The sequence below is a fragment of the Exiguobacterium sp. s163 genome (assembly GCF_018617135.1).
Classification (GTDB): domain Bacteria; phylum Bacillota; class Bacilli; order Exiguobacteriales; family Exiguobacteriaceae; genus Exiguobacterium; species Exiguobacterium profundum.
Genome location: NZ_JACSJN010000001.1, coordinates 292,785 through 308,689, shown reverse-complemented (window position 1 = coordinate 308,689; position 15,905 = coordinate 292,785). Strand labels below are relative to the sequence as shown.

Genomic DNA, 15,905 nt, shown 5'->3' with positions numbered 1-15,905 from the left:
AGGAGGAAACATCGTGTCGACGTATACATACTCTGCGGGTCCCGGCATGCTACCGACGGAAGTGATGCAAGAGATTCAACAACATCTTCTGACGTTTGAATATGAAGGCGTTTCGATTATCGAAACGAGTCATCGCTCCGCGTCTTTCCAACGTGTGGTCGACTCTCTTGAATGGAGACTGAGAAGACTCATGCATATCCCTGAGAATTATGCCGTACTTTGGCTACAGGGCGGGGCGACGTTACAATTTTCCATGATTCCGATGAATTTACGGAAACAGAATCGATTCGTTTATGTGGATACAGGCATCTGGTCTAAAAAAGCGATGGAAGATGCGAAACACTTTGGAGAGGTCGATGTCATTCATCCGTTGGTAGATGCGACGGGAGGGATGTCTTTTGAATCGAGCCTTGTCCAAGAGGTGGACTATCTCCATGTGACACTGAACAACACGATTGAAGGGACTCGATTTACACATATCCCTGAAGTCGATATTCCGTTGATTGCAGATGCTTCTTCGAATATTCTAGCCGAGCAGATCGATGTGGAGCGCTTCGGGGTGATTTATGCCGGAGCCCAGAAGAATATCGGACCTGCAGGACTGACGGTCGTCATCATCCGTCGAGATTTGATTCAGTCGCTTCAGTTGCCGAGTTATCTTCAATATGCATCACATGTCGATACGTTATTCAATACACCGTCGACGTTTAGTATGTATGTAGCCGAGCGTGTATTGAAGTGGGTAGAAGACTGCGGAGGCGTCGAAGCGATGGAACGATTGAATCGTCAAAAAAGTGACAGGATCTATTCCTATCTTGAAGAGTCGACCTGTTTTTCTCCAATTGTAACGGGGGAACGTCGTTCATTGACGAACATCCCATTTACAACGGGAAATCAAGAGCTGGATCTGCGCTTTGAGCGATACGCGTTAGAACGTGGCTTGCTCGAACTCGGTGGCCATCGTTCGGTAGGGGGCTTACGTGCAAGTCTATATAATGCGATGCCGCTAGAAGGGGCAGAACGCCTCGTCGACGTCATGAGAGCATTCGAGGAGGAGACCCATGTATCACATCAAAACATTTAATCAAATCGCTGCCGCTGGTCTTAAACGATTCGAGCCAAGCGAGTACGTCATCAATGCATCAGATCAAGCCGATGCTTGGGTACTGAGAAGTCATCAAGTCCATGAAGAGGACATCCCTCACTATCTTCTCGCCATCGCTAGAGCTGGGGCCGGTGTCAACAACCTTCCGCTCGATCAACTTGCGAAACGAGGAATCGTCGCGTTTCATACACCTGGCGCGAATGCGAATGCGGTGAAAGAGCTCGTCCTTGCAAGCATGATCCTCTCAGTACGACCTATTGTGAAAGGTTTCAATTGGGTGAATGAACAGACTACCGCATCGCAATCTCAATTAGAAGAAGCGATGGAATTGCAAAAACGACAGTTCCTCGGAGCGGAGTTGCGAGGTAAAAAAGTGGGGATTATCGGTCTGGGAGCCATCGGTGCGTCGCTAGCCAACGATCTTCTCCAACTCGGGGTCGATGTCATCGGATACGACCCTCATCTCTCGGTTGATGCCGCTTGGAATATTTCGAAACATGTCACGCGTGCCAAACACTTAAGTGAAGTACTGGGCAACGTTGATTTACTGTCGATCCATATGCCTTTGACTGAGGAGACTCGATTCAGCATCGACCGGAGTTGGTTTGAGCGAATGAAACCGGGGATGACTGTTTTGAACTTTGCGCGAGGAGAACTCGTGAAAGATGATGACTTACTGAAGGCATTCCATCATCATGTGGGACTGTATGTGACCGACTTCCCCCGTCACACGCTGATCGGTCATCCGCAAGTCATGGCATTGCCTCACCTCGGTGCATCGACTAAAGAGTCGGAAGTCAACTGTGCCATTCAAGCCGTGGAGACGCTGAAATTGTATCTCGAGACAGGGAATATTCGTTCGTCCGCTAATTTTCCGAACGTCGAGCTTCCATACACGGGTAAACGCCGTCTTGGGATTTTGCATCGAAACGTCCCGAACATGGTCGGTCAAATCACGGGAGAACTTGCCTCACATGGATTGAATATCGATAACATGGTTAATCGTAGCCGCGGGGAGATGGCGTATACGTTGATTGATTTAGACAACAGCGAGCATGAACCGTTATCGATTCATGCGCTGTATGAAATACAGGGCGTCATTCGCGTCCGGGAATTTTAAGGAGGATCCTTATGGTAGTATTTAAACCGTTCAGCCCTTATATGCCAACGCATCCGGAACGTGTCGCCGCTGACCCGTATGATGTCGTATCGATTGAAGAAGCGCAAGCCGTCATTTCAGAAAATCCCGATTCCTTTTTAGCAGTGGATAAGCCAGAAGCGCTTCAATCTGACCTTTCCCTTGAGAAGTGGGGGGAGCTGGCGCGTCATGAGCTAGAACGTCTCTATGAAAAGGAATTGACGGAACGTCCGAACGGATTTTACGTCTATCGATTGACATCGGGACAACGTCAGCAAACGGGTCTAGTCGCCACCTTTTCAGTCGCGGATTATGAAGTCGGTCGCATCAAGATTCACGAACATACACGGGAAACGAAGGAGCGGGAACGTGTCGAGCATGTCCGGGCGACGCGAGCGCACACCGGTCCGATTCTACTCAGTCATCCTCCACATGCAAACTTGAAACAAATCTTACATAAAGCGACTGACGGAGACCCGTTATTCTCGTTCACGGATGAACGAGGCGTCATGCATGAAGGATTCATGATTCCAAACCGTGAACTCGCTCGTGTCATGATGATTGGCGCGACCATCCCGTCGATCTACATTGCAGATGGACATCATCGTGCGAAAGCGGCAGCGGTCGTTTCCGGGATGAGTGGGGATCGTTCTCAAAAGAATGGACGTTCACACTTCTTAGGTGTCCTCTTCCCGAGTGACGAGTTGACAATCTTGCCGTATCATCGCGTGCTGACAGCGATAAGTCCTGAAGAGGTAGAGAATATGTTAGACGGACTCTCGTTTTCATACATAATCAAGGAGGAGGATCGTCTTGTCCTGCCGAATGAACATGGCGTCTTCGGAGTCGCCTATCGAGGGAAGTATTATAAGTTGACGAAACGGCAAGAAGACCCGGCGCTCGACGTTGCCATCTTACAGCGAGATATTCTGACGCCATACTTCAACGTTGAAGATATCCGTACGGATGCGAGAGTCGATTTTGTCGGTGGAAACAAGACGGTCGTTGAATTAGAAAAGCTGATTCAAGTGCCGGACCGATTGCTTTTCACGTGCCATGAGACAACGATGTCACAACTGATGCGCGTGGCGGATGATGGTGGCCAGATGCCTCCAAAATCAACCTGGTTCGAGCCGAAATTGAAGAGTGGTTTATTCATTCATCGATTCGATTGATGGCGCAGGCTGGAAAGAACAGACGAAAAGCGTTATAAATGGAATGAGAAGAAAGGGGTGGCCGAAATTGGCTAAAGCCGTATATCTTCACATTCCATTTTGTGAACATATTTGTTATTACTGTGATTTCAACAAGGTGTTTTTAAAAAATCAGCCTGTTGATGATTATTTAGATGCATTAGAACGAGAGATGGTATTGACGCTCGAGGCGTTTCCGACAGAGCGGATTGATACCATCTTTATCGGAGGCGGGACACCGACCGCGCTCAATGAGGAGCAGATGGCGCGCCTGATGGACATGGTCCGCCAACACATTCTGCCACTCGCGTCAGACGACTTAGAGTATTCTGTCGAAGCGAACCCGAACTTTGTGAGTGCGGAAAAACTCGACACGATGAAAGCAGGTGGCGTCAACCGACTCAGTTTCGGTGTCCAGACGTTTGATGATGGTGGACTCGAGCGCATCGGGCGGACACATCGGGCGGATGATGTGTTCGAGACGGTAAGCGAAGCGGCAAAGCGCTTTGACAATATCTCGATTGACCTGATGTTCGGTCTTCCGGAACAAACCGTTGAACAAATTGACCGTGATTTAGCGCTAGCGCTCCAATTACCGATTCAACATGTATCCTCTTATTCGTTGATCCTCGAGCCGCATACCGTCTTTGCGATTCAAGATCGAAAAGGGAAGCTCCGTTTACCGGGGGAAGATGTCGAAGTCGAAATGTACTTGAAAGTGATGGAGACGCTTGAACGCCATGGTCTCAAACAATATGAAATCTCCAACTATGGCTTGCCTGGTCGAGAGAGTCGTCACAATCAAGTGTACTGGCGCAATGAAGAGTATTATGGATTCGGAGCCGGAGCGCATAGTTATTTGAATGGGACACGTCGCGCCAATATCGCTCCAATTCCTCACTATATTAAAGCAGAAGGCATCCCTGTGAAACGGGTGACCGAACTAGAAGAAGTGGAAAAGATGGAAGAAGAGTTATTCCTCGGCCTGCGTATGCGTTCCGGGGTCTCGCTTCAGACGTTTGAACAAAAGTACGGAGTGTCGCTCGATGATGTGTTCGGTCACGTCATCGAAGAGTTGGTGAAGAAGTCACTGATTGAACGGACGAACACACATATCCGTCTAACGGCATCCGGTTTGCCACTCGCCAATGAAGCCTTTGCAGCCTTTATTGGAGAAGCAAAACTTGAACATGCTGATTCATAAAAAAATGGACAAGTCCCTCGTGAGGATTTGTCCATTTTCTTATATTACAAGACGAGATCACGATAGAGCGGTGTAAGCCGACCGAACGTGTCTTCGACCAACGCGAGAAATGCGTCTTCATTTTGAAGAATCGACGCATCGGCAGGAAGTTGACGGCCGATCAAGAAATCAGCCTTTTTCACAGTGCCGAATCGCTCAAGTAGCGATTGAATGTCTTCAGTTGACGTATCTTCAACAAGTAACGCTTCTTTTTTCATATGGTCGCCCGCGATATGGAAATCAGGGAATGTTGATTTCAAATCGATTTGTTGCAGGTGTTTCGCGATGGCGTCCTTGTTCGGCATCTCATAGATGAACGCTAGCCAGATGAAGACACGATCGTCGAAAAGCCCAACTTGTAAGTGCGGATGTTTTTTGTACCCACGTTTGTCGTGACAAATCGCCATCCACGTATCTTTCGGTGGGTTCACCGTCCGACGAGCGTGCTTCGCCACATGCAAATAAAGAGGAATACCGACATCAGCTTCAAGCTCTGGCCCGACCTCGTCATAAATCCGATGGAAGAGCGGTTGAATATCCGAACGGATGCCAGACATTCGTTCGTCGAGTCCATCCTGTTTAAATACATTAAATTGTTTTGTTGTAAACATTTAATCACCTCATCATCTATTCTACCGAAATGGGCTTTTATTTTCATTTCGTAGGTTTGCTATCGTGAAAAAAGGTGAAAAAATCCGAGTGTATGAATTGACAAATAGTGAGAACATGATAATATTTGAAGTGTGATTAGCACTCGTTAAATATGAGTGCTAATAAAGCGGGGTAACCTTTTCAGAGAGGAGTGATGTTGTGCTGACAGATCGACAATTGCTCATTCTTCGAGCCATCATTGATGATTACATTCAGACGGCTCAGCCGGTCGGTTCTCGGACATTGTCGAAACGAGACGATTTGACGTTTAGTTCAGCAACGATTCGGAATGATATGGCCGATTTGGAAGACATGGGGCTGATTGAAAAACCACATACTTCTGCAGGTCGCATCCCGTCAGAGGTCGGCTATCGATATTACGTGGACCACCTCGTCGAGAAGCAGATCATCGACGAACGGGAGACAGGTCGACTAGAAGAACGTTTGAAACAATCTTCAAAAGAGTCTGAGATCCTGATTCGACAAGCTGCAGATCTCCTTTCTGATTTGACCAATTATACGACGGTCGCCCTCGGTCCAAACAGCCAAATGGAAACGTTGGCCCGTGTGGACTTTATGCCATTAGACGAGCGGCGTGGTGTCGTTCTCATCGTCACGGATCAAGGTCACGTCGAGCATCGTACCGTCATGTTTGAATCGCGTGTCGCTCCTGACGTCATCGAGGAAACGATTCGACTGTTGAACGACCGCCTTGTCGGAACGCCAATCGGACAATTGAAAATCCGGATTGGGGAGGAAGTTGCCAAATTGCAACTCGCTCAGCGACAGCAGTACGAGAACATGATGCAACTGATTCAATCGACGCTCGGAATCCAAACGCCGTCTTCGCTTTATCTCGGGGGCAAGAAGAAGATCTTCAATCAACCCGAGTTTCAGACGCTCGACACGTTACGCCCATTCCTAGAATGGATTGATGAGCAAGAACGATTGACGCACTGGCTCGAATCGTTGCCAAATCGTGAAATTTATGTGAGCATTGGGAGCGAGAACGGAATTGTCGCCCTTCAAAATTGTAGTGTCATCACCTCGGATTATACACTAGACGGAAAAACATTCGGTACAATCGCTATGATTGGTCCAACGCGTATGAATTACCGTCATGGTGTCCAAATGATGGGACAAATTATCGAAGCGTTGCGACGAACGAAACTAGATGAGTGACGGAAAGGAGTTTTATTATGACAGCAGATCACCAAAACGGGCACGAGCAAGATGACGTGCTTGAAGAAAAATCTGTAGACTCGGCACAAACAGAAGAGAATGAGTCAACTGAATCAAATGAAGATGAGGTTTTAAATGCTGAGATTGTGGAAGAAAGTTCTGAGGGGACGGACTTACAAAAAGAAATCGAAGCGTTGAAAGCGAGCGAGCTCCGCATTCGTGCCGACTTTGACAACTTCCGTCGTCGGACGAACGAAGAGAATGCCAAACGCGTCAAGTTTGCTTCACAGTCTGTCATTGAAAAATTGATTCCGCTCATTGACAACTTTGAGCGTGCACTTCAAGTAAACGCAACTTCAGAAGATGCGAAGCAGATTCAATCTGGAGTAGACATGATTCATCGTCAATTACTTGACGTATTAAATGCTGAGCAAGTCGAAGTGATTGAAGCAGTCGGACAGCCGTTCGACCCAAATTTCCATCAAGCAGTCATGCAAGAACCGAGCGATGAGTTCGAGTCAGGTATCGTGACGATGGAGCTTCAAAAAGGATATACGATGCATGGTCGAGTCATTCGCCCGAGCATGGTAAAAGTCGCAGAATAACACTACTTAACGAGACGGAGGAATAAACGATGGGTAAAATTATCGGTATTGACTTAGGGACTACAAACTCATGTGTGGCAGTAATGGAAGGTGGCGAAGCCGTCGTCATCTCAAACGCAGAAGGTAACCGTACGACTCCTTCGGTTGTCGCATTCAAAGGAGAAGAGCGTCAAGTCGGTGAGGTCGCAAAACGTCAGGCTATCACGAACCCGAATACGATCCAATCAATCAAACGTCACATGGGAACATCACATACAGTTGACGTAGACGGTAAGAAATTCACACCACAAGAAATCTCGGCAATCATTTTGCAGAAGTTGAAGAAAGATGCTGAAGACTACCTCGGTGAATCAGTCACGGAAGCCGTCATCACAGTTCCTGCATACTTCAACGACGCGGAGCGTCAAGCGACAAAAGATGCTGGTAAGATTGCTGGTCTTGATGTCAAACGGATCATCAACGAGCCAACAGCTGCGGCACTCGCTTACGGTTTAGATAAAGGTGAAGACCACACGATTTTGATCTATGACCTCGGTGGCGGTACGTTCGACGTTTCGATTCTTGAACTTGGTGACGGTGTATTCGAAGTTGTCGCTACAGCTGGTGACAACCGTCTCGGTGGAGATGACTTCGACCAAAAAGTCATCGACTACCTCGTTGCAGAATTCAAAAAAGAGAACGGCATCGACCTCGGCAAAGACAAGATGGCACTTCAACGTTTGAAAGATGCTGCCGAAAAAGCGAAGAAAGACCTTTCAGGTGTCACAAGCGCACATATCAGCCTTCCGTTCATCACAGCAGGTGAAGCAGGTCCGCTCCACTTGGAGATGACACTCACACGTGCGAAATTTGAAGAATTGACGGCTGACCTTGTCGAACGCACAATGGAACCGACGCGCCGTGCCTTGAAAGACGCAGGACTCACACCATCTGACCTCGACAAGATCATTCTCGTCGGTGGTTCGACACGTATCCCTGCTGTTCAAAAAGCAATCCACGACTTCACGAAGAAAGAGCCATTCAAAGGGGTTAACCCGGATGAAGTTGTTGCACTTGGTGCAGCAATTCAAGGTGGAGTTCTTGCCGGAGACGTGAAAGACGTCGTTCTTCTCGACGTGACTCCACTCTCACTCGGTATCGAGACAATGGGTGGCGTGATGACGAAACTCATCGATCGCAACACGACAATCCCAACATCGAAATCACAAGTGTTCTCGACTGCAGCCGATAACCAGCCTGCTGTTGACATCCACGTTCTTCAAGGGGAACGTCCGATGGCACCAGACAACAAGACACTTGGTCGCTTCCAATTGACGGATATTCCACCAGCACCACGTGGTGTACCACAAATCGAAGTTAAATTCGATATCGATGCAAACGGAATCGTTCACGTATCGGCAAAAGATCTCGGTACGAACAAAGAACAATCGATCACAATCCAATCTTCTTCAGGTATCGATGAGGCGGAAATCGAGCGTATGGTGAAAGAAGCCGAAGCGAACGCAGAAGCAGATAAAAAACGTAAAGAAGAAGCAGAACTTCGCAACGAAACAGACCAACTCGTCTTCGCGACAGACAAGGCGATCAAAGACCTTGGTGAGCAAGTAGAAGAGGCGGACAAAGAAAAAGCAGAAGCTGCGAAAGAAAAAGCGAAAACTGCTCTCGAAGGTTCAGACCTTGAGGCGATCCGTACAGCCAAAGACGAATTGTCAGCTGTCGTTCAAGAGTTGACGCAAAAAGTATATGCTAAAATGGCTGAACAGCAAGGTGCTGAAGGCGCAGAACCACAAGCGGAAGCGAAACAAGACGATAATGTCGTGGACGCAGAGTTTGAGGATCTCGACGACCGTAAATAAACAGCCGTTGTAAAGGAGAGCGCCAAAGCAGGTTTCTGCTTTGGCTCTTTCCATGTTAAGGTAGAATCGGTAAAATCGATACGTAGTTAGTGAGGATAGGAGCGAGAATAGTGGCGAAACGAGATTATTATGAAGTGCTCGGGCTCGACAAGTCGGCCTCGGCACAAGACATCAAGCGGGCATACCGAAAGTTAGCCCGTCAATATCACCCGGACATCAACCAAGAAGCAGATGCTGCTGACAAGTTCAAAGAGATTGGTGAAGCGTATGAAGTACTCTCAGACGAACAGAAACGGGCCCAGTATGACCGATTCGGTTTCGAAGGGGCCAATCAGTTTGGAGGAGGCGGTGACTTCCAAGGCGGCTTCGGAGATATCTTCGACATGTTCTTCGGAGGCGGTGGACGCCGTCAAGATCCGAACGCACCACGTCGCGGTGAAGATTACCAGTACGTCGTCGATCTTGACTTCATGGAAAGTGTCACAGGTAAAACGGAGACGATTGAACTCGAAATCGAAGTGGAATGTGACACGTGTATGGGAAGTGGCGCAAAACCGGGCACGAAACCGGAAACGTGTAATCGATGTGGCGGTAGCGGCGTCGAGACGGTCGAACAGAACACGATTCTCGGTCGTATGGTCAACCAACGTCCATGTAGCCAGTGTCACGGAAGTGGTAAGACGATTAAAGAAAAATGTCCGACGTGCCATGGCTCAGGTCATGTGAAGAAGAAACAAACCGTCGAGGTCAAAATCCCAGCCGGTATCGATAACGGTCAACAGATCCGTCTCTCAGGTAAAGGTGGTCCAGGCGTGAACGGTGGACCAGCAGGGGACTTGTACGTCGTCGTTCGTATCCGAGCACATGAGATCTTTGAACGTGTCGACCAACACATCGCAATGGATATGCCGATCACATTCGCTCAGGCTGCTCTCGGTGCGGAAATCGAAGTACCGACAGTTCACGGGAATGTGAGCTTGAAAGTGCCTGCAGGGACACAAACCGGTTCAAAATTCCGTTTACGCGGTAAAGGAATGCCGAGCGTTCGTGGTGGCGCAAATGGTGACCAGTATGTAAGTGTCATCGTGATGACGCCGAAGAACATGACAGACCGTCAAAAAGAGTTGCTTCGTGAATTTGAAGAAATTAGCGGAGAGTCCGGTGTCGAAGAGGAACATGGAATGTTCCAAAAAATGAAAAAGTTCTTTAGTCACTAAAAGGAGTGTGTACGAACGATGAAATGGTCTGAAATTTGTGTCCACACGACACAACTTGCGGTAGAAGCGGTATCCAATTTACTACACGAAGTAGGGGCACAAGGTGTCGTCATCGAGGACGTGGAAGATTTCGACAGAATGATGGCGGAGGACCATTTCGGGGAGATTTGGGACGTTTCGGATCGTGAGACGTATCCAACTTCTGGCGTACACGTCAAAGCGTATGTCCCGGCCTCGGGAGATTTTCAAGATTTACTTTCAAATCTGAAAAAAGAAATCGAACGACTACGCACGATGCTCGATATCGGGTCAGGAGACGTCACGGTCGCTGAAATTGATGAAGAGGACTGGGCACACTCTTGGAAGCAATATTATAAGCCGGTGAAAATTTCGCAACAGCTTACCATTGTTCCTTTATGGGAAGAGTACACACCGCAGCCGGAAGAGAATGTGATTTTGCTTGACCCGGGTATGGCGTTCGGCACAGGAACGCATCCGACGACAATGCTATGCATTCAAGCGATTGAGAACTACATTCGGGAAGGTGACCGTGTCATTGATGTCGGTACAGGATCGGGTGTATTGTCGATTGCAGCAGCAAAACTTGGTGCAACGAAGGTAAAGGCATTAGACTTAGACTCGGTCGCAGTCGAAGCTGCTCGTCAAAACGTTGAGACGAACGGAGTGGGCGAACGCGTTCAAGTGGACACAGGTGATCTTCTGAAAGGTGTGGAAGGTGAGTACGATTTAGTCGTAGCGAACATTCTTGCTGACGTCATTCTCCTGTTCATCGAAGACGCCTATGCACGCACGAAGTCAGGTGGACGCTTCATCACCTCTGGAATTATCGGAGAGAAGCGGGCTGAAGTGACGAATGCTTTGGTCGCTGCTGGATTTGAGATTGAAGAGACGCGCGTGATGGAAGATTGGGTCGCGATTATCGCCAAGAAGGGGTAAGTTATGCAACGTTATTTTTTGACAAAAGAAGCCTTTAAAAGCGAAACGGTGACCCTTCCTTCAGACGTGGTCCACCACATCGGTACAGTCTTACGACAAGGTCCTGGATATGAGATGGTCCTGTTGGATGGTACAGGTGTTGAGTATGCCTGCGTCGTGACATCGCTTGAGAAGAAGAGCGGGGAAGCGAAAGTCATGTCATCGCGACAGGCGACGACGGAGTTGCCAATCGAGGTAACTTTGGCGTATGCACTCCCGAAAGGGGACAAAGTCGAGCTCGTCGCCCAAAAAGCGACGGAGCTTGGCGTCCACCATCTGTTGCTGTTCGAATCGACGCGCTCTGTTGCCAAATGGGATGGAAAAAAAGCTCCGAAAAAAGTGGAGCGGATTCAAAAGATTATGCAAGAAGCGGCTGAACAATCCTATCGTGCCGTGGTACCGACTTGCTCATATATTTCTCCGAGAGAGCTCCAACAGAAAATAGATGGCTATGATGCCATCGTCATCGCATATGAAGAGTCGGCAAAAGAAGGGGAGCAGTCTGCTTTCGCGCAACTGTTGACTCAACTGAAACCGCAACAACGCGTTCTCGTCATCACAGGACCTGAAGGTGGATTCGATGTGAACGAAATCAATCAATGGATTCAGGCAGGAGCGACTGCATGTGCATTTGGACCACGCATTCTTCGGTCTGAGACAGCGCCGCTTTATGCATTATCTGCGATTTCTTTCGCGCTTGAACTGAACAGATAATATGAAAACGGATGACCCGAACGAGGTCATCCGTTTTCATTTTTATTTTTTGTTGATTGTAATCACTTTCTTCGTGACGTTTCCGCCAAGGTCGGTCACTTCGAATGTGAAGGTATTCTTCCCTTTCGCTGTCACTGGAAGTGTGATCGTCCCCGTGCGTGAGAAGGCACGCATCGCGTATGGTTCTTTCAACGTATTGCTCCATTTCAAGTCCCCGTTGACACGAAGCTTGATCTCATCAAAGTTATCCGTTACTTGAACTTTCACTTTTACAGACTTCTGTTTAGCTGATACGTTCTTCGGAACATTTGTCACCGACAATTTAGCTTTCGTCGAGTCGACAAAGATTGGGCGGACGAAGTTCGTCACGTTTCCGGCTGTGTCTTCTGCGACAAAGCGGACTTTGTGGAAACCATCCTTATATGTGCGTGTCGTATTGAACGTATATTGTTTCGCTGACGCGTCATATTTGAGTGGTACGTCGACCCCGTCTACCGTGAACGATGCGATTTCAGAGGCATCCTTGATTTGACCGATCAATGGAACGATGGATGTACCGTAAGGAGACAAGGCGAGTGGTGCATCGACAAAGATACCAGGTTTGGCCACATCATTTTCTGTTGAAACATTTCGAGTGATCACGTTCCCGGCATTGTCTGACACACGAACTGAAAGCTGATCTGTAGTCTCGAGCGGCTGTTCAAGTGTGAAGTTCGCTGAAGCTTTTGCTTCTTTTGCCACGACTTTCCCGTTGATGAGGAATTCGATACCGTTGATTCCAGCAAAGTCATCCGACGCCTTGACGCTCGCCACGTTATCGTTCCAACGAAGCGTGAAGCGTGGGTCTGTGTAATCTACTTTGACAGGGATGCGCATCGTTTGAGCTTGTTTCTTCATGTAATCGATGCTTGCTTCGATTTCATAGTAATATGTGCCTTTTGGCGCCATCTTCCCATTCAATTTTCCGTCCCAAGCGTTATCCGCTGCGTAATAGTAATAATCACCACTTCCACCATCGAAGTAGTTCTTTCTCAATTCGTCTTCCATCTTGAGGGTGCGAAGGACGTTCCCTTTCTCATCTACGACGCGATATTTGATGTCTTTCGCATTGCGTAATAGCGAGAAGACTGGAGTAGCCGTATCTTTCGACCCGTCTCCGTCCGGTGAAATGGCAACCGCCTCACTAGCCACAGATTCATCTAACTTTTCACCTAAGTAGTTTCCGTCGGCATCGACCAATCCAGAAACGCCATAGAATGCTCCTTCTCCATAGATCGTCTCGTCAAAGATCGGCGCTTTGCCCCAATCCCCTTCAAATCCGACGAATGGAACGACGAGAGATGGATGACCGTCTGTACCGCGCGGATCAGTCAAACGAAGGAACCCGTCGACGAAATAGCCGTTCTCAAAGACAGATTTAGCGGATACAGTGCCTTCCAATGTTTCAGGATTCAACACTTTTGCTTTCGAGACATCGATTGAAACGTTAATTTCCTTCTTCTGTTTTGCTTTCAACGTGACTTTACTTGTGTTCGATCCGTTGATTTTAACGATAGCTTGCTCGAGTGCTTGAGCTTCCATCGCATTTTGAACGATACCGTCTTTGTTTTTGACAGCGAGGTCTGTTTGTAACGATGCGGCCACATCATAAGTCAACGCTTCGTTCGACATGTTCTCGACGACGACCGTGAAGGATGCTTTGCTCTTCGACAACTCTTTCAAAGCGACTTTCGCCTCTTTTGTCGACTTTTCATAGGCGACAGCCGGCGAAGTGACGGCTGCATGCAATTGCATGAGACCGGCTCCGGCCCGACGTGGTGAGTATGGGAGTGATTGTTTCAATTCTTGGTTATACGGTCCGATATCTGTGACAGGCTTCGACGTGTTGAGTAACAAGTTTTTCGCCATCGTGACGCGTGCTTTCCCACTCAACTTGAAGTCGCGGTCTACACGTTCGAGAACGAGTGCCGCCCCTCCGGCAACGTGTGGTGCTGCCATTGACGTTCCGCTCATCAATCCATATTGGTTATCGTTAAACGTAGAGAAAATTTGTCCGCCTGGAGCAGAAAGTTCCGGCTTGAAGTCAAGGTTCGGTGTAACTCCCCACGATGTGAAATCAGACATCGCACCGGCTGAACGGTTGTTGACACTGATTCGGTCACCGGCAAACGTCACTTGAAGCGGACCTTCTGCTAACTTGTCTTTCAGTTCATTCCCATCCTGGATGCTAAGTGAAGCCATTGGGAGTTGAGGTTGATCGAGAGCCATCGAGACATAATCGCCATGCCCGACCGCACCACGTACGATGACACCTGCTGCGCCTTGCGCTTCAGCTGTTTTTTGGATCTGCGAGTAGAAGTAACCGCCGTCGCGAACAGCAAGGACGAGTTTTCCTTTTACGTCTTTTCCTTCATAATTCTCCGGTTGTCCGTCTCCGACATATACGATGTCGTATGTTCCTTCTTTGAAGGCAGGACCGTCTTGTTTTTTCCATCCGATTTTTTCATCTCCGACACGGAATGCGTCCAATTGAATTTGATCGTTTTCAAGAGAGGCGACCGATGTCGATGCTTGACTGACACTCGGTGCCCCAACGACACCCGTATCTGGGTTTGAAGCAGTCGGTAAGTCGAATCCGTGACCAAAGTATGCGGAGTTCCCTGCAGAAATCGACATGAAGATACCGTTATCGACGGCACGTTGAACGGCTTGTTGTTCTGGCGAATCGGCATCGACGAACCCGGCTGTCGAACCGAGACTCATGTTGATGACGTCGGCGCCGAGTTTGATGGCATCATCAATCGCTTTGATATAGATGTCTCCATATGTAGATGCATAGTTCGGATCGTTACTGAATACTTTTAAACCTAAAATTTGTGCTTCCGGTGCGACCCCTTTGATTCCACCGTTTTCTAAATCACCGTTAGCGGCAACCGTTCCAGAAACGTGTTGTCCATGCATGGAAGCACCAGGTGAATCGTCTTTGATGTCATCGTTCTCATCGTAGTAGTTATATGCGTATGGAACTTTCTCGTTCACGTATTCGCCTGGAAGACCGAACGATGTGATGGCTTGATTGACTTCAGATTGAGTCAACTCTGCCGTTTTGGCGTCTGTGATCTTATAATCCCGGTGCTCAGGATCGATTCCAGAATCGATGACGGCGACGACAGTACCTTCTCCGGCAAACCCGTAATCTCCCCACGTTTGTTCGGCTTGAACCATGCCATTACTCGTGATCATATCCGGTTTGACTTCTGGGCGCTCATACTCGTTGACAATGTGAACGGTCGCCACTTCAGGTAATGCTTCGACTTTGGCGATTTCACTTGTAGACAAGAATGTAGAGAAACCATTGAAGACGGTCGTAAATTCTTCAATCGGTGTAGCCGTTACGCCTTGTTTCTTCAAGGCGGACTTGGCACGTTTTTGTTCTGATTGAACAGATTGTTGTGCCTTATTTTGCTCTGATTTCGACAATTCATTAAATTTCTTTCCTTTTTGAGCGGCTTCGGCAATGGCAGGATCCCCGACGAGCTCAACGACGACCCGAACTTTTTTCTGTTTCTTCTCTAAAACCAGTTTCGGTTTAACGGAAGCTTCAGCTGAAACAGAGGTTGTTCCAGCTTGAATCAGTGCAGGTGACAAGGCGATACATGTGGCGAGTGAAGCGTTTAAATAGATTTTTTTTCGTGACAACGTATAGACCCCCTAAAATTTGTTAGTACCTGTAAAATTAAAAGCATAAACTCACATTGAGAACTATCATATCGTTAATCAGATGAAAAAGAGTGGGTTTATTTGTAAAACAGGTAAGTGTTTTTGCACAAATTTTAATGTTCTGACAATTACTAAAGACCTAACACATAAGACCTATATCCAACTGGATGTGATGCGAGAATCTAGCGAATGACTTGAAATGAATAAAAAAACCTGTTAATGTAACGTTAAAGTTAAATACCAATAAAACATATCAAATTAGTAAGAATTAAGATTGGGGTAGCG

Annotated in this window: 12 protein-coding genes; 10 read left to right on the top strand and 2 right to left on the bottom strand. The window is 47.8% G+C overall.

The features are described from left to right. Positions 1 to 13: 13 nt before the first annotated feature. From serC to hemW, 4 genes are all read left to right on the top strand, one after another. Complete coding sequence (serC, locus tag KNO71_RS01630) at positions 14 to 1,084, top strand: 3-phosphoserine/phosphohydroxythreonine transaminase (RefSeq protein WP_078147168.1); 1,071 nt, start codon at positions 14 to 16, stop codon at positions 1,082 to 1,084. Then, positions 1,062 to 2,225 carry a phosphoglycerate dehydrogenase gene (locus KNO71_RS01625; protein ID WP_214686997.1) on the top strand — a complete coding sequence of 388 codons (1,164 nt, stop codon included), beginning with the start codon at positions 1,062 to 1,064 and terminating at the stop codon, positions 2,223 to 2,225. The genes serC and KNO71_RS01625 overlap by 23 nt, the downstream gene beginning before the upstream one ends. An 11-nt stretch (positions 2,226 to 2,236) precedes the next feature. Continuing rightward, complete coding sequence (locus KNO71_RS01620) at positions 2,237 to 3,418, top strand: DUF1015 domain-containing protein (RefSeq protein WP_214686995.1); 1,182 nt, start codon at positions 2,237 to 2,239, stop codon at positions 3,416 to 3,418. 67 nt (positions 3,419 to 3,485) lie between these two features. Continuing rightward, positions 3,486 to 4,640, top strand: a complete 1,155-nt coding sequence (gene hemW, locus KNO71_RS01615; RefSeq protein WP_214686993.1) for a radical SAM family heme chaperone HemW — start codon at positions 3,486 to 3,488, stop codon at positions 4,638 to 4,640. 44 nt (positions 4,641 to 4,684) lie between these two features. Here the strand turns inward: hemW and KNO71_RS01610 are convergent, their stop codons facing one another. Continuing rightward, a complete protein-coding gene (locus KNO71_RS01610) occupies positions 4,685 to 5,290 on the bottom strand; it encodes a DUF1054 domain-containing protein (protein ID WP_012726669.1) in 606 nt (201 codons plus the stop codon). A 199-nt stretch (positions 5,291 to 5,489) separates the two neighbouring features. On the opposite strand from KNO71_RS01610, the gene hrcA reads away from it, so the two are divergent. From hrcA to KNO71_RS01580, 6 genes are all read left to right on the top strand, one after another. After that, a complete protein-coding gene (gene hrcA / locus KNO71_RS01605) occupies positions 5,490 to 6,512 on the top strand; it encodes a heat-inducible transcriptional repressor HrcA (RefSeq protein WP_074036577.1) in 1,023 nt (340 codons plus the stop codon). Between the two features lie 17 nt (positions 6,513 to 6,529). Beyond that, positions 6,530 to 7,117 (top strand): nucleotide exchange factor GrpE, encoded by a 588-nt coding sequence (gene grpE, locus KNO71_RS01600; RefSeq protein ID WP_012726667.1) that lies wholly within the window; start codon positions 6,530 to 6,532, stop codon positions 7,115 to 7,117. 29 nt (positions 7,118 to 7,146) lie between these two features. After that, positions 7,147 to 8,973 (top strand): molecular chaperone DnaK, encoded by a 1,827-nt coding sequence (dnaK, locus tag KNO71_RS01595; protein WP_214686991.1) that lies wholly within the window; start codon positions 7,147 to 7,149, stop codon positions 8,971 to 8,973. 110 nt (positions 8,974 to 9,083) lie between these two features. Continuing rightward, positions 9,084 to 10,190 (top strand): molecular chaperone DnaJ, encoded by a 1,107-nt coding sequence (gene dnaJ / locus KNO71_RS01590; RefSeq protein ID WP_078147164.1) that lies wholly within the window; start codon positions 9,084 to 9,086, stop codon positions 10,188 to 10,190. Positions 10,191 to 10,208: 18 nt separating this feature from the next. Next, the gene (gene prmA / locus KNO71_RS01585) at positions 10,209 to 11,147 is read left to right on the top strand and encodes a 50S ribosomal protein L11 methyltransferase (RefSeq protein WP_214686989.1); all 939 of its coding nucleotides are present in this window, start codon (positions 10,209 to 10,211) and stop codon (positions 11,145 to 11,147) included. Between the two features lie 3 nt (positions 11,148 to 11,150). Continuing rightward, positions 11,151 to 11,900, top strand: coding sequence for a 16S rRNA (uracil(1498)-N(3))-methyltransferase (locus KNO71_RS01580; protein WP_214686987.1), 750 nt, complete (start codon positions 11,151 to 11,153; stop codon positions 11,898 to 11,900). A 42-nt stretch (positions 11,901 to 11,942) separates the two neighbouring features. Here the strand turns inward: KNO71_RS01580 and KNO71_RS01575 are convergent, their stop codons facing one another. After that, a complete protein-coding gene (locus KNO71_RS01575) occupies positions 11,943 to 15,599 on the bottom strand; it encodes a S8 family serine peptidase (RefSeq protein ID WP_214686986.1) in 3,657 nt (1,218 codons plus the stop codon). Between the last annotated feature and the right edge of the window lie 306 nt (positions 15,600 to 15,905).

Coding starts and splice junctions, on each gene's coding strand:
- dnaK (WP_214686991.1), top strand. CDS start 7,147: ATGGGTAAAATTATCGGTATTGACTTAGGGACTACAAACTCATGTGTG.
- KNO71_RS01580 (WP_214686987.1), top strand. CDS start 11,151: ATGCAACGTTATTTTTTGACAAAAGAAGCCTTTAAAAGCGAAACGGTG.
- prmA (WP_214686989.1), top strand. CDS start 10,209: ATGAAATGGTCTGAAATTTGTGTCCACACGACACAACTTGCGGTAGAA.
- KNO71_RS01610 (WP_012726669.1), bottom strand. CDS start 5,290: ATGTTTACAACAAAACAATTTAATGTATTTAAACAGGATGGACTCGAC.
- KNO71_RS01625 (WP_214686997.1), top strand. CDS start 1,062: ATGTATCACATCAAAACATTTAATCAAATCGCTGCCGCTGGTCTTAAA.
- grpE (WP_012726667.1), top strand. CDS start 6,530: ATGACAGCAGATCACCAAAACGGGCACGAGCAAGATGACGTGCTTGAA.
- KNO71_RS01620 (WP_214686995.1), top strand. CDS start 2,237: ATGGTAGTATTTAAACCGTTCAGCCCTTATATGCCAACGCATCCGGAA.